Annotated in this window: 16 protein-coding genes; 4 read left to right on the top strand and 12 right to left on the bottom strand. The window is 71.6% G+C overall.

Going from position 1 to position 16960, the window contains the following annotated elements:
* Positions 1 to 388: 388 nt before the first annotated feature.
* Together FZC61_RS04855 and FZC61_RS04850 are read right to left on the bottom strand one after the other, a co-directional pair.
* Positions 389 to 1765 carry an NAD(P)-binding protein gene (locus FZC61_RS04855; RefSeq protein ID WP_148613010.1) on the bottom strand — a complete coding sequence of 459 codons (1377 nt, stop codon included), beginning with the start codon at positions 1763 to 1765 and terminating at the stop codon, positions 389 to 391.
* A 10-nt stretch (positions 1766 to 1775) separates the two neighbouring features.
* A complete protein-coding gene (locus FZC61_RS04850) occupies positions 1776 to 3203 on the bottom strand; it encodes a WS/DGAT/MGAT family O-acyltransferase (RefSeq protein WP_246142532.1) in 1428 nt (475 codons plus the stop codon).
* Positions 3204 to 3342: 139 nt separating this feature from the next.
* Between FZC61_RS04850 and FZC61_RS04845 the strand changes: the two genes are divergently transcribed.
* Entirely contained in the window at positions 3343 to 4602 is a 1260-nt protein-coding gene (locus FZC61_RS04845) for an alpha/beta hydrolase (RefSeq protein WP_148613008.1), read from the top strand.
* A gap of 10 nt (positions 4603 to 4612) precedes the next feature.
* Here the strand turns inward: FZC61_RS04845 and FZC61_RS04840 are convergent, their stop codons facing one another.
* Positions 4613 to 6682: an acyl-CoA dehydrogenase family protein gene (locus tag FZC61_RS04840; RefSeq protein WP_148613007.1), complete on the bottom strand. Its 2070-nt coding sequence runs from the start codon at positions 6680 to 6682 to the stop codon at positions 4613 to 4615.
* Positions 6683 to 6768: 86 nt separating this feature from the next.
* Between FZC61_RS04840 and FZC61_RS04835 the strand changes: the two genes are divergently transcribed.
* Positions 6769 to 7434 (top strand): class I SAM-dependent methyltransferase, encoded by a 666-nt coding sequence (locus tag FZC61_RS04835; RefSeq protein ID WP_246142531.1) that lies wholly within the window; start codon positions 6769 to 6771, stop codon positions 7432 to 7434.
* A gap of 107 nt (positions 7435 to 7541) precedes the next feature.
* On the opposite strand, the gene FZC61_RS04830 is transcribed toward FZC61_RS04835, so the two are convergent.
* Genes FZC61_RS04830 through FZC61_RS04820 form a run of 3 tightly spaced genes read right to left on the bottom strand, consistent with a single transcriptional unit; the run spans position 7542 to position 10683 of the window.
* On the bottom strand, positions 7542 to 8645 hold the full coding sequence (locus FZC61_RS04830; RefSeq protein ID WP_148613006.1) for a prenyltransferase/squalene oxidase repeat-containing protein: 1104 nt from the start codon (positions 8643 to 8645) through the stop codon (positions 7542 to 7544).
* Positions 8638 to 9399: a class I SAM-dependent methyltransferase gene (locus tag FZC61_RS04825; protein ID WP_148613005.1), complete on the bottom strand. Its 762-nt coding sequence runs from the start codon at positions 9397 to 9399 to the stop codon at positions 8638 to 8640. Before FZC61_RS04825 ends, FZC61_RS04830 begins: the two co-directional genes overlap by 8 nt.
* A 3-nt stretch (positions 9400 to 9402) precedes the next feature.
* On the bottom strand, positions 9403 to 10683 hold the full coding sequence (locus FZC61_RS04820; RefSeq protein WP_148613004.1) for a glycosyltransferase family 4 protein: 1281 nt from the start codon (positions 10681 to 10683) through the stop codon (positions 9403 to 9405).
* Positions 10684 to 10835: 152 nt separating this feature from the next.
* Between FZC61_RS04820 and FZC61_RS04815 the strand changes: the two genes are divergently transcribed.
* Positions 10836 to 11477, top strand: a complete 642-nt coding sequence (locus FZC61_RS04815; protein ID WP_246142530.1) for a TetR family transcriptional regulator — start codon at positions 10836 to 10838, stop codon at positions 11475 to 11477.
* Between the two features lie 251 nt (positions 11478 to 11728).
* Positions 11729 to 12670, top strand: a complete 942-nt coding sequence (locus FZC61_RS04810; protein ID WP_148613003.1) for a hypothetical protein — start codon at positions 11729 to 11731, stop codon at positions 12668 to 12670.
* A gap of 131 nt (positions 12671 to 12801) precedes the next feature.
* Here the strand turns inward: FZC61_RS04810 and FZC61_RS04805 are convergent, their stop codons facing one another.
* The 6 genes from FZC61_RS04805 to FZC61_RS04780 all read right to left on the bottom strand — a co-directional run bounded on the left by FZC61_RS04805 (position 12802) and on the right by FZC61_RS04780 (position 16960).
* Positions 12802 to 13296 carry a pyridoxamine 5'-phosphate oxidase family protein gene (locus FZC61_RS04805; protein WP_211357092.1) on the bottom strand — a complete coding sequence of 165 codons (495 nt, stop codon included), beginning with the start codon at positions 13294 to 13296 and terminating at the stop codon, positions 12802 to 12804.
* A gap of 18 nt (positions 13297 to 13314) precedes the next feature.
* Positions 13315 to 14073, bottom strand: a complete 759-nt coding sequence (locus tag FZC61_RS04800; RefSeq protein WP_148613002.1) for a glucose 1-dehydrogenase — start codon at positions 14071 to 14073, stop codon at positions 13315 to 13317.
* Between the two features lies 1 nt (position 14074).
* Positions 14075 to 14980 carry a 3-oxoacyl-ACP reductase gene (locus FZC61_RS04795; RefSeq protein ID WP_148613001.1) on the bottom strand — a complete coding sequence of 302 codons (906 nt, stop codon included), beginning with the start codon at positions 14978 to 14980 and terminating at the stop codon, positions 14075 to 14077.
* The gene (locus tag FZC61_RS04790; protein ID WP_148613000.1) at positions 14981 to 15175 is read right to left on the bottom strand and encodes a ferredoxin; all 195 of its coding nucleotides are present in this window, start codon (positions 15173 to 15175) and stop codon (positions 14981 to 14983) included.
* Between the two features lie 11 nt (positions 15176 to 15186).
* Entirely contained in the window at positions 15187 to 16158 is a 972-nt protein-coding gene (locus FZC61_RS04785) for an NAD(P)/FAD-dependent oxidoreductase (RefSeq protein WP_246142529.1), read from the bottom strand.
* A gap of 70 nt (positions 16159 to 16228) precedes the next feature.
* Positions 16229 to 16960, bottom strand: a complete 732-nt coding sequence (locus tag FZC61_RS04780) for a hypothetical protein (protein WP_148612998.1) — start codon at positions 16958 to 16960, stop codon at positions 16229 to 16231.

The following is a 16960-nucleotide window of genomic DNA, read 5'->3' as shown; positions in this document are numbered from 1 at the left end:
ACCACCCACGCCGCGCTCAGGCCGTGGCGTGGGGGCAGGGGCGAGCGGGGTGGCACGGCACCAGCCTGGCACCGCTGCCGAGCGGGACGCACTGGCGGGCTTGGCTCAGCCGGAAGGTCGAACCCAGTGACCCGATGACCGGCTCACCGCGCGTCACCTGCGGACGGGCAGGTCTGAGCCGTTCGCTCTGGAGACACCACGTCCCTAGGTGCTCGCCGAGCCTCGAAACGACTCAGCCGGCGCTGCGGGCAGTCACCCGGCTCCCCGGCGAGGCGCGCCGTAATCGGACGTACACAATGCGCGATCTTGCGGTACCCGGGTCGAGACCCGAGCGTGGGACAGCCAGGGCCGACGCATCTCTGTACGTCCGGCTACGGCCCCGACCACCTCAGCCGAGCCCGGCGAGCTCGGCGAGCCGAGCCAGGCCCGGACCGGTGTGGGCCTGCAACCGCGCGAGGGCGTCGTCGAGCGCGGGCGAGCCGGGGTGGTCGGGCGGGATGCGGGCAGGGTTGAGGGCGACGCCGCGGGCCCAGTCGGCGATGTCGGGCTCGGCCCCGAAGGACGCGGAGGCGCGCATCCCGAGGACGTTCATCTCGGCCCACTGCACCAGCGTGTTGCCGTACGACGACGGCGGGCACAACCGGTTCTTGTCGGTGTCGTCGTCGCGGGTCGCCTCGACGTAGCCGGTCAACGCGGCGCCGAAGCACGGGAAGCCGGCCCGCACCGGCTGGACGGTGATGACCTCCGGCCGCCAGATCGGGACCCGTGGCGGGTTCTTGAGCCCGTCGGCCGCGCAGTTGACCACGAGCGCGTCGTCGGCGACCGGCACCGACCCGTCGTCGAGGTCGAGGTGGCCGCGGCGCACCGAGCGGATGCGCCCCCGGCGTACGACGTGGGTGACCGAGCGCAGGAGGTCGAGCTCCCACGTGCCGAGGGTGGGTGCCTTGGCCATCGTCGGGGTCACCGCACGGTCGATGCGCAGCATGATGCCGGAGTCCTCGAGGCGGCAGAAGACGTCGTCGAGCGAGGAGCCGGCGGCGGCCGCGGCCATCAGGTCGGCGACCATGCCGAGGTACGTCGCGGCGTCGGGCTGCACCAGGGCCCGGTTGAGCATCCAGGGCTCGCGCGGGCGGACCCAGCAGATCGCGTCGGGGTCGGTGCCGTGGGTGAGCAGCCAGACGATCGCGTCGGTCGCGGTCTTGCCCGACCCGACCACGACGTAGTGACGCTCGTCGGGGCCCGCCGCCACCAGGTCGTTGACCGGCACGACCCGGACCCCGTCGCCGACCGCGAAGCGCGGCGGCGTCTCGGCCGGGATCTCGGGGGCCAGGTAGCGCGCGTCGACGACCCGGCAGTGCTCCGGCACGGCGTACCGCTCGCCGGTGTCGAGCGACACGAACGTGCGGTCGCCGAGATAGTCGCAGCCCGCGAACAGCTCGACGCGCCCGGGCCCGACCATGCGTTCGGCCAGCACCCGGTCGTAGTAGGCCGTGATGGCGGTCTGGTCGGCGCGTTGGTGCAGCCCCGCCTCGGGCCCGTCGACCTGGAGCTCACCGCCGAGGACCGTCGAGGCGACGCCGTAGAACATCGACGCCTGGTGCAACCGCACGAACGGGTAGGCCTCGCGCCAGTGACCACCGACCCCGCGCCGGCGGTCGACGAGGCCGACGCGCGCGTCGCGGTGGTCGATGAGGGCGTCGGTGAACGCCATGCCGGCCGCGCCGGCGCCGATCACCAGGTAGTCGACCTCGACCGTGCGCGTCATGCGCACCACGCTACGACTCGCGCGTGCGGGCCTTGCTGATCGGGGTGACGGCGTCCTGGCCGGCCACGGCCTCACGCAGGCGGGCCAGCTCGGTCGGGAAGTGCGACACCAGCGCCTCGGCGTCGGGCATCGACTCGCGGCACGCGATGACCCCCACGTGCACGGTGCCGTTGTTGCTCATCACCGTGATGTTGAGTCCGGCGCCGTGGAAGACGGGGCCCAGGGGGTAGAGCCCCACGACCTTGCCGCCGAGGAAGTAGATCGGCACTGGGGGGCCCGGGACGTTGGAGATCACCAGGTTGATCGCCGGCGGGTGCTTCTCGGCGAGCCGCAGCCCGGCGTACGCGCGCACGGCGAGGCCGAAGGTGCGCGGTGCGGCGAACTCGGCCCAGTCCTGCAACGAGTCGGCGCTGATCGCCTGGTGGTGCTCCTTGGCCTGCCGGTTGGAGACCGCCATCGCCTCGAGGCGCTCCAGCGGGTCCTCGACGTCGGTGCCGAGCCGGGCGAAGAGGGTCGAGACCTTGTTGGCGCCCACCTCGCGCCGCGACTGCTCGCGCACGCTGACCGGGACCGAGGCGAGCAACGAGGTGTCGGGCAGCTCGCCGCGGTCGTCGAGGTAGGCCCGCAGCGCCCCACCGGCGAGGGCCAGGACCACGTCGTTGACGGTGGTGCCGGTGGCCGTCTTGACCGCGCGTACGTCGGCGAGGTCGAGGTCGGCCAGGGCGATGCTGCGGTGGCCGGTGATGGTGCCGTTGAACGACGTGCGCGGGGCGGTGAGCGGGGCAGCCATCGCGGTGCCCGCACGAGCCCGACCGATGGTGTTGACCACTCCGCTGAGCGTGGGGGCCACGATCCTGGCCATGTGGACCGGTAGCGCGGCCCGGCTGACGACGGCACGGCCGAGCAGCTCGCGCGAGCTGGCGTCGCGGCCGTGCTGCCGCGGCTCGGCGGGCACCAGCGGCGCCGCGTCGGGCTCGAGGGAGCACAGGTGCGAGAGCAGGTTGTTGCCCGAGACCCCGTCGACGGTGGCGTGGTGCATCTTCATGAAGACCACGACCTTGCCGTCGTCGTAGCCCTCGATCACCCACATCTCCCACAGCGGGCGCGAGCGGTCGAGCGGCAGGCCCGCGAGGTGGGCGGTCAGCGCCATCAGCTCGGCGTAGCCGCCGGGGCTCGGCAGCGCCAGGCGGTGCACGTGCCGCTCGACGTCGAACTGACGGTCGCGCACCCAGATCGGGTGGTCGAGCCCGAGCGGGACCCGGCGCAGCTTGCGGGTGAACTCGGCGACGTCGCGCACGTGGGACTCGATGCCGGCCTGCAACGTGTCGAACGAGTACGGCGTGGTCATCGTGCTCGGGTCGAGGACGATCACGCCGCAGACGTGCATCAGCTGGGCGGGCGTCTCGAGGTAGAGGAAGCTCGCGTCGAGTCCGGACATGCGGTCCATGGGGGTCCTTCGCAGTAGAACGAGCAATAGAACGTGTTCTGGTGCCAACGTCTCACAACCGACGACGTCACGGCGACGGCCGTCACGTCCGCTCGGTAAGACGTCGGCTTAGCCCGGCTAGGCTCGCGGCATGGGGTTCCTCCGTCGTCAGGTCGTCACCGCCGCCCTCACCGCCAACGCCCTGCGCCCGATGCCTGGCTACGGAACGGCGATCCCGGCGTTCTTCGCCGGCTGGCTGACCACCGAGCTCGCCCCGCACGTGCTCGCGGTGACGGTCGCGGACGCCGTCAAGCACGCCACCGGGCCCCGCCGCGACCGGCGTGCCCTCGCCCTGGCCGGCCTCAGCACGGCCGGGCTGGCCTACGTGGTCCGACAGAGCCTGCAGGTCGGCACGGTCGTCGAGGACGCGCTCGTCGACGGCCTCGGACCCGACTACCTCGACCGGCTCGACGCGCTGCCCACCCCCGCCGACCTCGCGGTCCCCTGGCGCCGGCTCGTCTACCCGTTCCGCGTGCGCAGCAAGGACGTCCACGTCGAGCGCGACATCGCCTACAACGAGCACGGTCGGCGTGGCCGGCTCGACATCTACACACCCGCCGCCGGAGTGCCCGAGGGCGGCGCACCCGTGCTGCTGCAGGTCCACGGCGGAGGCTGGACGATCGGCAAGAAGGAGGAACAGGGCATCCCCCTGATGACCCACCTCGCCGCCAAGGGTTGGGTGTGCGTGGCCATCAACTACCGGCTCGCGCCGCGCGACCCGTTCCCCGCGCACGTGATCGACGTCAAGCAGTCCATCGCCTGGATCAAGCAGCACATCGCCCACTACGGCGGCGACCCGTCGTACGTCGCCATCACCGGCGGCTCGGCCGGCGGCCACCTCGCGACCCTGGCCGCGCTGACCCCCGGTGACACCGAGTGGCAGCCGGGCTTCGAGGACGCCGACACCTCGGTCGCCTGCGCGGTCCCCCACTACGGCGTCTACGACTTCGCCGGCTCCACCGGCCTGCGCTCGGCCGAGCTGATGCGCGACGGCTTCCTGGCCCGCCGCGTGCTCATGAAGCGCTGGGCCGACGACCCCGAGGCGTTCGAGGCGGCCTCGCCCCTGCTGCGGGTCACGCCCGACGCCCCCGACTTCTTCGTGCTGCACGGCTCCCACGACAGCCTGGTCGACGTGGCCGAGGCCCGGCTCTTCGTCGACGAGCTGCGCCGGGTCTCCCGCCGGTCGGTCGTCTATGCCGAGCTGCCCGGCGCGCAGCACGCGTTCGACGTCTTCCCCTCGATCCGCTCGGCCCACGTGGTGCGCGCGATCGACCGCTACCTGCACTGGCACTGGAACACCTGGCGCGCGGGGCTCGACCGCACCGACCAGGTCGGCGCCACCGACCGCTAGTTCCGACGCCCTAGCCCCGGGGCAGGCCGAGGATCCGCTCGCCCGCGACGTTGCGCATGATCTGCGTCGTCCCGCCGGCGATGGACAGGCAGCGGGTGTTGAGCATCTCCCACGTCGCCGCGGCCACCTCGTCGTCGTCGACGGCGGTCAGCACCCGCTCGCCCAGCAGGCGCACGACGAGCTCGGAGCCGTCCTGGCGGTTGCGGACGCCGAGCAGCTTGGCGACCGACGACTCGGCGCCGGGGCCCTGACCGCCCAGCGAGCGCAGCACGGTACGCACACCGAGCAGCGCACACACGGTCGACAGCGCGACCGAGCGGCCGACCGCGACCTGCTGGGTGACCGGGAGCCCGCCGTCAGCGGCCAGCGCGACGGCACGCTCGGTGCTCTTGTCGAGCCGCGAGGTCGCCATCGCGACCCGCTCGTTGGCCAGCGTGGTGCGGGCCAGGCGCCAGCCGTCGGTGGGGCCGGCGACCAGGCAGTCGTCGGGCACGAAGACGTCGTCGAGGAACACCTCGTTGAACAGCGCCTCGCCGGTGATCTCGCGCAGCGGGCGCACCTCGATGCCGTCGCTGTTCCTCATGTCGACCAGGAAGTAGCCGATGCCCTGGTGGGGCTTGGTGTGCTGGGTCTCCGGGTCGGTGCGGGCCAGGCAGATGGCCCAGTCGGCGCGGTCGGCGACCGAGGTCCAGACCTTCTGGCCGTCGAGGCGCCACCCGCCGTCGACCTTGGTCGCCCGGGTGCGCAGCGAGGCCAGGTCGGAGCCCGAGCCGGGCTCGGAGAACAGCTGGCACCACACGAGGTCGCCGAGCAGCGAGGGCGTCACGAAGCGCTCGCGCTGCGCGTCGGTGCCGTGCTCGAGGATCGTGGGCAGCGCCCACCCGGCGATGACGATGTCGGGGCGGGTGATCCCGGCGCGGGCCAGCTCCTCGTCGATGACGACCTGCGTGACGGCGTCGGCCGCCAGCCCGGCGGGGGCCGGCCAGTGCGGGGTGAGGTAGCCGGTCTCGACCAGGGCGCGCCGGGTGTCGGCGGCCGCGGCGATGGTCGCGACGGTCGCCCGCACCTGGGGGCGTACGGCGTCGTCGCGGCCCTCGAGGTCGACCTCGACCTGGCGACGGGTGCCCGACACGGCCCTGGCGGTCAGGGCGACGGCGGCCTGGTCGGCGTCACCGACCAGCGCCCGCAGCGCCAGGGCGCGGCGCAGGTAGAGGTGGGCGTCGTGCTCGTAGGTGAATCCGATGCCGCCGAGCACCTGGATGCACGACTTGGCGATCTCGACGGCCCCGTCGAACGCGGTCACCCGCGCCACGTCGGCGGCGAAGGCCCACTGGTCGTCGTCGGGACCGAACGCGACCGCGGCGACGTCCCAGGCGGCGGCCGTGACGGCCTCGGCGGCCTCGAGCATCTCGACGCACAGGTGCTTGACCGCCTGGAAGGCCCCGATCGGCTTGCCGAACTGCTCGCGCACCTTCGCGTGCTCGACCGCGGTCGCCAGGCACCAGCGCGCGACCCCGCTGGCCTCGGCGGCGGCGTACGTCGTCAGGGCGCGGCGCACGAGGTCGCCCGTGGCGCCCTCGGCGCGGGTCGCGTCGGCCAGGTCGACCGTGGCACTTGAGAAGCGTCGCGTCAGGTCGAGGCCGGGCGACGTCGTGGCCGACAGCGCCGAGGCCGGCACCACCCACCAGGCGTCGTCGGCGTCGGGCAGCAGCACGTGGGTCGCCCCGGGCAGGTCGAGGACCACGCGCAGGTCGGGGTCGAGCGCGAGCGCGCACCGCTCGTCGCGACCCAGCAGCGCGGCCGTCACGGCGTTGCTCAGCAGCGGACCGGGGACCAGCTCGCGTGCGCACGCCTCCAGCGCGACGGCGACGTCGAGCGGCGAGCCGCCGCCACCGCCGGCCGACTCGGGCAGCCCGATCGTCGCCACGCCCATCTCGCCGACGGCCTTCCAGGTCTCGTCGAAGGTCTCCTCACCGTCGGACTCGGCCAGCCGCGCCGCCTCGATGCCGCCGAGGGACGCCGCCCACCTGCGCAGGCTCGCGGCCAGCTCGACGTGCTCGTCGGTGATCCCGATCGACATCCCCACTCCTGAAAACTAGAACGTGTTGCAGATTCTAGCCGAGGTCGGGCGCGGTGCCGAGGTCGTCCGCCACTAGGGTCCGGTGCGTGCCCGAGATCCCCACCGCCATGCCCGCCGACCTGCTCGCCCACGCCCTGGCCGCCAAGGGCTTCATGCCCGAGGACGAGGGTGCGCTGCTCTTCCGTCACGCCGCCGAGCGGGCGGGCGCAGGTCCGCTGCTCGAGGTCGGCACCTACTGCGGCAAGTCGGCGATCTACCTCGGCACCGCCGCCCGGCCGGTGGGCGGCACGGTGTTCACCGTCGACCACCACCGCGGCTCGGAGGAGAACCAGGCCGGGTGGGAGTACCACGACCCGACGCTGGTCGACCCTGAGACGGGCCTGATGGACACGCTGCCGGTCTTCCGCCGCACCCTCCAGGCCGCAGGCCTCGAGGACACCGTCGTCGCCGTCGTCGGGCGCAGCACCACGGTGAGCAGCCACTGGCGCACCCCGCTCAGCCTGCTCTTCATCGACGGCGGGCACGCCGAGGAGCACGCCCAGAACGACTACGCCGGCTGGGCGCCCTGGGTGATGCCCGGTGGCCTGCTGGTCATCCACGACGTCTTCCCCGACCCCGCCGACGGCGGGCAGCCGCCCTACCACGTCTTCCTGCGCGCCCTGAAGAGCGGCGCGTTCGCCGAGGTCGAGACGGTCGGCTCCATGCGGGTCCTGCGCCGGGTGACCGGCGACGCCGGCCACCCCGTCGGCTGACCCCACCCCCGGCCCTACTTATCCACGATCCCACGCCGACCCGTCGCGTCTACGCGACGGGTCGGCGATCTCTGGGGACATGGCCTGGGGGTTGTCCACAGGCTGGGTCAGCCGGGGACGCGCTCGCTCTCGCAGCCGCACTCGAGGGCGAGCTCGGCGAAGTGGGGGGCCAGCGAGGTGCCGCGCATGATGCCGGAGCCCGGCGAGCTGTGCCCGTAGGTCTCCCCCAGGGCGTCGACGGCCAGGATCATCGCGGCCGCGGTGTAGGTCGTGTGCTCGACGGGCCAGTAGACGTCGCTGGGCTCGTCGGGCTTGCCGTCGGGGGTCGCGTAGACCCAGCCGGTCCAGTAGGCGCCGCCCTCGCCGCGCGTGTGCTGCATGTCCTGCAGCAACGTCAGCGCGCGCTTGTGGTCACCGATGCTGTCGAGCGCCATCGCGAGCTCGCACGTCTCGGCCCCGGTGACCCAGGGGTTGGTGTCGACGCAGTGGATGCCCAGGCCGGGCACGACGAAGTCGTCCCAGCGGGTGGCGAGCAGGTCGAGCGCCGCCTGGCCGCGCACGGCGCCGCCGAGCACCGGGTAGTACCAGTCCATGGAGTAGGTCGACTTGTCCTCGAACAGGTCGCGGTGCTCGCGGATGGCGTGGCCCAGCCGACCGCCGGCGAGCTCCCACTCGGGCTGCGGGTCGTCGAGCAGCTCGGCGAGCGCGACGCCCGCGCGCAGCGACTGGTAGATCGAGGAGGAGCCGGCGAGCAGGCAGAAGTCCTCGGTCGGGGTCCAGCCGATGCCACCGAAGGCGACCTGCTGCGACACGACCCAGTCGAGACCCGCGCGCACCGACGGCCAGTGGCGCACGACGTAGGAGATGTCGTGACGCACCAGCCAGTGGTGCCAGATGCCGACCGCGAAGTAGGCGCTCATGTTGACCTCGCCGCGCGGGTCGTCGACCTCGCCGGCGACGATCTTCATCGGCCACGAGCCGTCGGCGCGCTGCATCGTGGGCACCCAGTCGAGCGCGCGCTCGGCGGCCTCGACCTCGCCGCCGACGAGCAGGGCCATCGCGGCCTCGACGTGGTTCCAGATGTCGACGTGCTCGCCGGGGGTCCACGGGATCGCGCCGCAGGGCTCCTGCATGGCCGCGATCGACGCGGCGGTCTCGGCGAGCTGGGCGGCGCTGACGACGCCGGTGACGTAGGGCAGCGGCTCAGGCATCGGCGACCGTGACGTCGGGCTTGCGGAAGTAGAGCACCATCGACTTGCCGATCAGCGGGTCGAGCACCTTGCCGGCGTACCGCAGGGCCTTGGGCTGCTTCATGATCTCCCACACCAGGAGCTTGTGGTAGGCCCGCGCGGCCGGGTGGTCGTCGTTGGTGACGCCGACCGCGCACTTGATCCACCAGTACGGCGCGTGCAGGCCGTGGGCGTAGCTCTTGCCCTCGAAGACCATGGCGTCGCCGGGGGTGCCGTCGTTGAAGCGGCCCGCCTTGGTGACCTTGTCGATCAGCTCGTGGTCGGTGTAGATGCGGATGTGGCCGCCCTCGGCGTTGTGGTAGTCGTCGGAGAGCTTCCAGTTGATGACCTCGGGCAGCCACCGCGGCACCGAGACGGCCAGGGTGCCGCCCGGGCGCAGCACGCGGACGAGCTCCTTGATCGCGTCGACGTCGGCGTGGATGTGCTCGAGCACCTCGGCGGCCACGACGCGGTCGAACTCGCCGTCGGCGAAGGGCAGCGAGAGTGCGTCGCCCTGCTTGATGTCGGCCTCGGCACCCTCGGGGACCTCGCCGGCCTCCTTCATCGCGCCGAACAGCTCGAGCACCCCGGACAGCTCGTCGGCGTCCATGTCGAAGGCGACGACGTCGGCGCCGCGGCGGTACATCTCGAAGGCGTGGCGCCCCGCGCCGCAGCCCATGTCGAGCACGCGGTCGCCGGCGGTCAGTCCCAGGCGGTCGAAGTCAACGGTCAGCACGGTTCAGTCCTCCTCGGTGGTCTTGCTCGTCGCGGCCCCGCGCTCGCGCGCGAAGTCGGCGATCACTTCTTCGTACGCCGCGGCCACCTTGACGGCCACCGCGCGCCAGCTGAAGAGCTCCTGGACGCGACGACGTCCGGCCTCACCCATCCGGGCCCGGCGCTCGGGGTCGTCGAGCAGCGCGGTGATCGCCGACTTGAGCTCCTCGACGTCGCCGGCGGTGACCAGGTCGGCGCACTCGCCGTCGGGGCCGACCACCTCGGGGATCGCCCCGGCGCGCGAGACGACCAGCGGGGTGGCGCAGGCCATCAGCTCGGCCGTGGGCAGCGAGAAGCCCTCGTACAGCGACGGGACGCACGCGAGCTCGGCCGACCCCATCAGCGCGACGAGCTCGGTGTCGCTGATGCCGTGGACGAACCGGACGTGGGGGCCGATGCCGAGCCGCTCGATGAGCTTCTCGGTACGACCGCCGGGCGACGGCTTGGTGACCAGGACGAGCTCAGCGTCGCGCTCGGTGCGGATCTTGGCGAAGGCCTCGAGGAGGGTCGCGATTCCCTTCATCGGCGCGTCGGCACTGGCCATCGCCATGATCCGACCGGGCACCCGCGGCGCGGCCACCGGGTCGGGCGGCACGAACATGTCGTCGACGCCGAGCAGGATGGTCTGCATCCGGGCCGGGTCGACGCCGAAGTCCTTCGCGATGTCGCGCCGGGAGGTCTCCGAGGGCGTGAGGATCTTGCGGGCCTGGCGCGCGACCTTGCCCTGCATGGCCACGAAGCCGTACCAGCGGCGCAGGGTGAGCTGGCGCCACGGGTTGCGGGTCTGGGCCAGGTCGATGCGGCGGTCGTAGGTGATCGGGTGGTGGATCGTGGTGATCAGCGGCAGGCCGTAGCCTTCGATGTCGAGCATCCCGGTGCCGAGCACCTGGTTGTCGTGGGCGATGTCGAACTCGCCCGCGCGCTCGGCGAGGATCCGGCTGATCCGTTTGGAGAAGGTCCGCGGCTCGGGGAAGCCGGCCACGCACATGGTGGCGAACTCCTCGACGTCGATGCGGTCGCGGAACTCGCGCAGCCTGGGCACGCGGAACGGGTCGGGCTCGCGGTAGAGGTCGAGGCTGGGCACCCTGGTCAGCACCACCCCCTCGTCGAGGACGGGGTAGGGCTGGCCCGAGAACACCTCGACCTCGTGGCCCAGGGCCGTGAGCTCGCGGCTCAGGTGACGCAGGTAGATCCCCTGCCCTCCACAGTGTGGCTTGCTGCGGTAGGACAGCATGGCGATGCGCATATGCGGCTCGACCCTCCGGTGCTGGGTACGACACAGGGCCGCACGACGTAGAACGTGTTCCTATTATGGCCCACCGAGCGATAGCCTAGTGGGGAAGATCAGACAACGAGCAGCCGTCCCCGGCGCATTCACGGTTCAACGATGATGCGCGAGTGCCGTGGGCGACCCTGATGACCATGGGGGTCCCGATGAGCACGACCAACTCCCTGACCGCGGACGACCTCGGCTCCGCGGCTCAGCGCGAGCGCCGTAAACGCATCCTCGACGCGACCTACGACCTGGCCCGCGACGGCGGTTTCGACGCCGTGCAGATGCGCGCGGTCGCCGACTCGGCCGAGGTGGCCCTCGGCACGCTCTACCGCTACTTCCCCTCCAAGATCCACCTGCTCGTCTCGGCGCTGGCCCGCGAGTTCGAGCGCAACGAGGCGCTCTTCCGCAAGATGGAGATCCCCGGCGACACCGCCGCCGAGCGCGTCATCTTCGTCATGAAGCGCACCACCCGCGGCCTGCAGGGCGACCCCAAGCTCACCGAGGCCCTGACCCGGGCCTTCATGTTCGCCGACGCCTCGGTCGCCACCGAGATCCACACCGTCGGCATGCTGCTCACCTCGATGCTCACCCGGGCGATGCACCCCGACGACGACCACGAGCCCACCGACCAGGACGTCGCCATCGCCCGCGTCATCGGCGACGTGTGGCTCTCCGCCCTGGTCGCCTGGGTCACCGGCCGCTCCACCGCCGCCGAGACCGGCGCGCACATGGAGACCGCCGTCGGGTTGCTGCTGCGCGACTGACCGCTCGTCAGTCGCACGCGCCTCAGTATTCACCGGCCGGCCGGTGAATGCCTCACCGGGACGCTGGAACTTCGTCGTCCCTGTGCGGCTTTCGTCGTCCCGGTCGGCCAGTATCCGCGAGGGTCGGGTCGCCACGCCTGGCTGAGTACAGCGAGGTGTTTGCACCGAACCGACGGACGATTCACGCTTCCGTCCACAGGCGCAGAAGCGCGGCTGGCCGACACGCCCTACGACCACGCACCCTCCACGGCATGATCGAACACTTCATCGACCCCAGGGGCACCCTGCTCCGCCGAGACGTCATCGCGGCCGGCTTCGACGACAGCCTCATCACGCGGGCCGGCAGGGACAAGCTCATCCTCCGGATCCACCACGGTGGTTATTGCCGGTTCCACGTCTGGGAAGAGGCAGACCGTGCGGAGCGACATCGTCTGAAGTCACACGTGGTTCAGCGGTTGTACGGTGACGACGTAGCGCGCTCGCACATTTCGGCACTGCTCGAGCTCGGCGGACCCGACTGGGGCATCGACTGCTCGAAGGTGCACCTGACCAACCTGAACGGCATCGGCGAGCGCACCCAGTCGTCCATCGTCCACCACCGTGGCCTCACGCTCGTCGACGACCTGACCAGGAAGGACGGCTCCTGGATCACCGCGCCTGCCCGCACCGTCCTCGACACGGCTGCACTCGCCGGCCGCGACCCGGCGGTGGCGGTGCTCGACTGGGCACAGTCGAGTGGTCAAGCAAGCCGCGAGCAGCTGGAGCACGGAATCGAGCGCATGGCCCGGTGGCACGACGTGGCGGGGCTGCGCTACAAGCTGAGGCTGAGCAACGGCCTCGCGGAGTCGCCGCTCGAGACCCGCGGTCACCTGCTGTGCCGCGATCGAGGCATCCCGATGTTCGAGCCCCAGTACGAGGTGTTCCACCCCAACGGGAGGCTCGCGGCGCGCCTCGACGGCGCCTGGCCGCAGTTCAGGCGATGGATCGAGTTCGATGGATTCACCAAGTACCTCAAGCTACGACGTCCGGGCGAGACGATCGAGCAGTGCATCCTGCGCGAGAAGAGGCGTGAGGAACTCGTCCGGCGACTGACCAGCTGGCAGCCGATCCGGGTGATCTGGTCCGAGATGGAGCGACCGGTGGAGACCGGGGACACGATCAGGGACTTCTTGTTTCGAGCGGACGCCGCATAGTCGTCGAGCCAGCAGCGGGACGCTGAAACCCCCACCTGAACGCTGAAATCTTGTCGTCCCGGTCAGGGATTCACCGGCCGGCCGGTGAATCCTGGGACGCGCGTGACGTCCTCCTCGACCACCGTGGGCGGCTAGAGGAACTCGGCCGTGGTGCCGCCCAGCTCGATGGGGGGCAGGCCGAGCTTGCGGTGGTCCCAGCTGCGCACCCGGTCGGCGTCGAGGCGGACGACGACGCGGTTCTTGGCCATCAGCTCGACGATCGGCTTGAGCTCCTCGGTGTACGGCGCGTTGTAGCGCTCGAAGATCTCCACGCACACGTCCCAGACGACGTCGGGGTCCTCGACGACCACGCCGGTGCCCTCGATCGCGACGCCGCGCAGCTGGTCGTAGGTCTCGCCGGCCTCGACGAGGAAGCTCATCCGCGGGTCGCGGCGCAGGTTGACCACCTTCTGCGACTTGGCCTTGGTCTCGATCCAGACGTGGCCGTCGCGCCACGCGTACCACATGGCGACGAGGTTGACCTGGCCGCCCTTGCCGACGGTGGCGACGGTCGAGGACCGCTGCTGGGTCAAGAAGGTGTCGACCTCGGGGTCGGACATGACGATCTGCGCACGCTGGTTGGCCACGTTGGAGAACCTAGCGACCTAGCCGCCGAAGCCGTGGGTCGCGGTGACGCCGCCGTCGATCGCGATCTCGGCGCCGTTGATGTAGGTGGCCTCGTCGCTGCCGAGGAAGACGTAGAGCGGGGCGACGTCGTCGGGAGTGCCGACGCGGCGCAGCGGCACCTTGGAGGCGCCGTACTCCATCGCCACGTCACCACCGTGGACCCGGGTCATCGGGGTGTCGATCATGCCGGGGTGCACGGTGTTGGTGCGGATGTTGTAGCGGCCCAGCTCGTGGGCGGCGGCCTTGGTCATGCCGCGGATCGCGAACTTGGTCGCGCCGTACGCCGCGGTGTTGGCCATGCCGGCCAGCCCCTCGGTCGACGAGGAGTTGATGATCGCTCCCCCGCCGTTGGCCTTCATCGTCGCGACCACCGACTGCATGCCGAGCCAGCAACCGAGCTGGTTGACGCGGAACAGCAGCTCGACCTCGGCCAGCGGCATGTCGGCGATCGAGCCGAAGCGCAGGATGCCGGCGTTGTTGGCCAGAATGGAGACCGGGCCGAACCGCTCGTTGGCGTCGGCGACCAGGGCGGTCCACGAGGCCTGGTCGGAGACGTCGTGGTGGGCGAAGTGGGCGAGCTCGCCGAGCTCGTCGGCGAGGGCCTGACCCTCGTCCTTGGCGACGTCGGCGATCACCGTGCGTGCACCCTCGGCGACGTAGGCACGGCAGATGCCGGCCCCCTGGCCCATCGCGCCGCCGGTGACGATGGCGACCTTGCCGGCTAGACGACCGGTCACGTCACACCTCGAGCTTCATGATGGAGTCGGCGGCGAAGCCGATGGAGGGGTCGCGGTCGGCGAAGTAGCCGCCCAGCTGGTCGGAGAGGTCGTCAGCGGTCCACAGAGCACCGCTCTTGTCGAAGCGCTGCTCGACGACGGGGGCCGCGACGAGGGCGACCATGCCGCCGTAGACGACGAACACCTGCCCGGTGATGGCGTCGGCCGCCGGGGAGGCGAGGTAGGCGACGAGAGGGGCGACGTGCTCGGGCGAGTAGGGGTCGACCTCCTGGCCGGAGGTGTCCTCACCGAAGACCTGCGCGGTCATCGCGGTACGGGCGCGCGGGCAGATCGCGTTGGCGCGGACGCCGACCCTGCCGAGGCCGCGGGCCGTCGACAGCGTGAGCGCGGTGATGCCGGCCTTGGCGGCGGCGTAGTTGGCCTGACCGGGCGAACCACCGAGGAACGCCTCGGAGGCGGTGTTGACGACGCGGGCGTAGACGGGCCCGTCGGCGGCCTTGGAGGCCGCGCGCCAGTAGGACGCGGCGTTGCGCGAGAGCAGGAAGTGGCCGCGCAGGTGCACGCGGATCACGGCGTCCCACTCGTCGTCGCTCATGTTGAACAGCATCCGGTCGCGGGTCATGCCGGCGTTGTTGACGACGACCTCGAGCGAGCCGAAGCCGTCGACGGCCGCCTTCATCATGGCCTCGGAGACCGACGAGTCGGAGACGTCGCCCTCGACGACGGCGACCTCGGCACCGAGCGCCTTGATCTCGTCGGCGGCGTCGTCGGCCGCGCCGGGCAGGTCGTTGAGGACGACCCGCGCCCCGGCCCTGGCCAGCGCGACGGCCTCGGCCCGACCGAGCCCCGCACCGGCGCCGGTGACGATCGCGACGCGTCCGTCGAGGCCGGTGTCGCTGCTGCTCACTCAGTCCTCCACGAGGGTGATCGCCGCGCGCGGGCAGGCAGCCACGGCACGCTTGACGTCGTCGATGTTCTCCGGCGTCGTCTCGTCGGTCTTGACCACGAGGTAGTCGTCGTCGTCCAGCTCGAACACCTCGGGGGCCATCGCCTCGCACAGCGCGTTGGACTCGCAGAGGTCGAAGTCGACCTTGATCTTCATGACAGTTCCTTTCACGAACCTTCGGACGAGTGACCCGGGAACACCTTCGCGCTCGGGTCGATCGCGACGGTGGCGTTGTTGACGGCGGTGGCGGCCTCGCCGAACCCGACGGCGATCAGGCGCACCTTGCCGTCGTACTCGGTGATGTCGCCGGCAGCGAAGACGCGCGGCAGGTTGGTCTGCATCGACGGGCTCACGCAGATGTGGCGCTTGTGCACCTCGAGCCCCCACTGCTGCATGGGGCCGAGGTCGGCGACGAAGCCGAGCGCGGCGACCACGGCCTGGCAGGGGCGGGTCGTGACGACGCCGTCCACCTCGATGTCGACCGCCTCGACCACGGTCTCGCCGCGCAGGGCGGTGACCTGCGCCTTGGTGATGATGTCGACCGGCATGGCCTGGACCTGCTGGACGGTCCGCTCGTGGGCCCGGAAGGCGTCGCGCCGGTGGACCAGCGTGACCGACCGGGCGATCGGCTGCAGGTGCAGCGCCCAGTCGAAGGCGCTGTCACCGCCACCGACGATGACGACGTCCTTGCCGGCGTACGGGGCGAAGCTGGGCACGAAGAACTCCAGGCCGCGCCCCACCCAGCCGTCGCCGGCGGGCAGCGGCCGCGGGGAGAACTTGCCGATGCCGGCGGTGATGATGACCGCGCCCGCCCGCACCTGGGTGCCGTCGTCGAGCCCGACGGTGACGCCGTCGTCGTCGCTCTGCAACGTCGTGGCCGTGCGGTCGAGGAGGTACTCGGGCTGCGCGGTGTTGGCCTGGTCGACCAGGCCGGCGACGAGGTCGCGACCCTTGACCGCCGGGAAGCCCGCGACGTCGAAGATCTGCTTCTCGGGGTACATCGCGGTGACCTGGCCACCCAGCTCGGGCAGCGAGTCGACCACCGCGATGCGGTGGCCACGGAACCCGGCGTAGTAGGCGGCGTAGAGGCCCGTGGGCCCGGCACCGATGATGAGCAGGTCGACGTCGACGGTGGTCACGCAGGCGATCCTTCCGTCGTCGTCAAGCCCCGGGGGGAGAACTGGAACGTGTTCTAGTTCTGACCGAACACTACAGCGCGACCAGGTCGGAGACCAGCCACCCGTCCGCCGTGTCGACCATCGTCACCGTCACGCGGTACTGCACCGGCTTGACGCCGCCCCGGGTGCCCTTCTGCGTGGTCTGGGTGAGGAACAGCAGGGCCTTGATCTCCTGGTCGCTCGCGCTGACGACGCCCTGCGCGGAGATGTCGACGACGACCTCGGTCTGCGCGGCCACGAACTCGTCCTTGATGTCGGCCTTGGTCTGGCGGTACTTCGCCGCGAACGGGTCGGTCATCGTGGCGGTCGCCTTCGCCACCTGGCCGTCGTAGTCCTTCGAGGACGCCGACAGGATCAGGTCGGCCGCGGTCGCGGCCTGGTCGACCACCCGGCGCACCTCGAGGTCGGCCACCTGCACCGGCCGCTCGGCCGAGAGCGGCGTGCGCGACGGCTCGGGGTCGGAGCGGAGGTAGACGACCTCGGCCACGCCGAGCCCGAGCAGCAGCACGATCGCGACGACGAGGCCCACCAGCGGGCCGCGGCCGGCCGGCTGCTCGTCGTACGACGCCACGTCGGGCTCGGTGGGCTCGGTGGGCTCGGTGGGCTCGACGGGCCCCGCCGGGGCCTCCGCCGGCTCGCCCGGCGCCACGTCCGGCACCACCACCGGCGCCACGGGCTCCGGGCGCTGCTGTCCCGCGATCTTGCGCGGGCGCGAGGTGGGCGTGCGCGCGGGACGCACGGGCCTGCGGGGGGTCTGGGACAC

Origin of the sequence: Nocardioides rubriscoriae, from assembly GCF_008087085.1 — a bacterium.
Lineage (GTDB): Bacteria > Actinomycetota > Actinomycetes > Propionibacteriales > Nocardioidaceae > Nocardioides > Nocardioides rubriscoriae.
The sequence above is the reverse complement of the archived record's forward strand: the minus strand, read 5'-3'. Positions and strand labels throughout refer to the sequence as shown.

What these genes read in the sequence shown, in the direction of transcription:
- FZC61_RS04820 (WP_148613004.1), bottom strand. Translation starts at nt 10,683, where the DNA reads ATGCGCATCGCCATGCTGTCCTACCGCAGCAAGCCACACTGTGGAGGG.
- FZC61_RS04850 (WP_246142532.1), bottom strand. Translation starts at nt 3,203, where the DNA reads ATGTCCGGACTCGACGCGAGCTTCCTCTACCTCGAGACGCCCGCCCAG.
- FZC61_RS04790 (WP_148613000.1), bottom strand. Translation starts at nt 15,175, where the DNA reads ATGAAGATCAAGGTCGACTTCGACCTCTGCGAGTCCAACGCGCTGTGC.
- FZC61_RS04845 (WP_148613008.1), top strand. Translation starts at nt 3,343, where the DNA reads ATGGGGTTCCTCCGTCGTCAGGTCGTCACCGCCGCCCTCACCGCCAAC.
- FZC61_RS04830 (WP_148613006.1), bottom strand. Translation starts at nt 8,645, where the DNA reads ATGCCTGAGCCGCTGCCCTACGTCACCGGCGTCGTCAGCGCCGCCCAG.
- FZC61_RS04840 (WP_148613007.1), bottom strand. Translation starts at nt 6,682, where the DNA reads ATGTCGATCGGGATCACCGACGAGCACGTCGAGCTGGCCGCGAGCCTG.
- FZC61_RS04810 (WP_148613003.1), top strand. Translation starts at nt 11,729, where the DNA reads ATGATCGAACACTTCATCGACCCCAGGGGCACCCTGCTCCGCCGAGAC.
- FZC61_RS04855 (WP_148613010.1), bottom strand. Translation starts at nt 1,765, where the DNA reads ATGACGCGCACGGTCGAGGTCGACTACCTGGTGATCGGCGCCGGCGCG.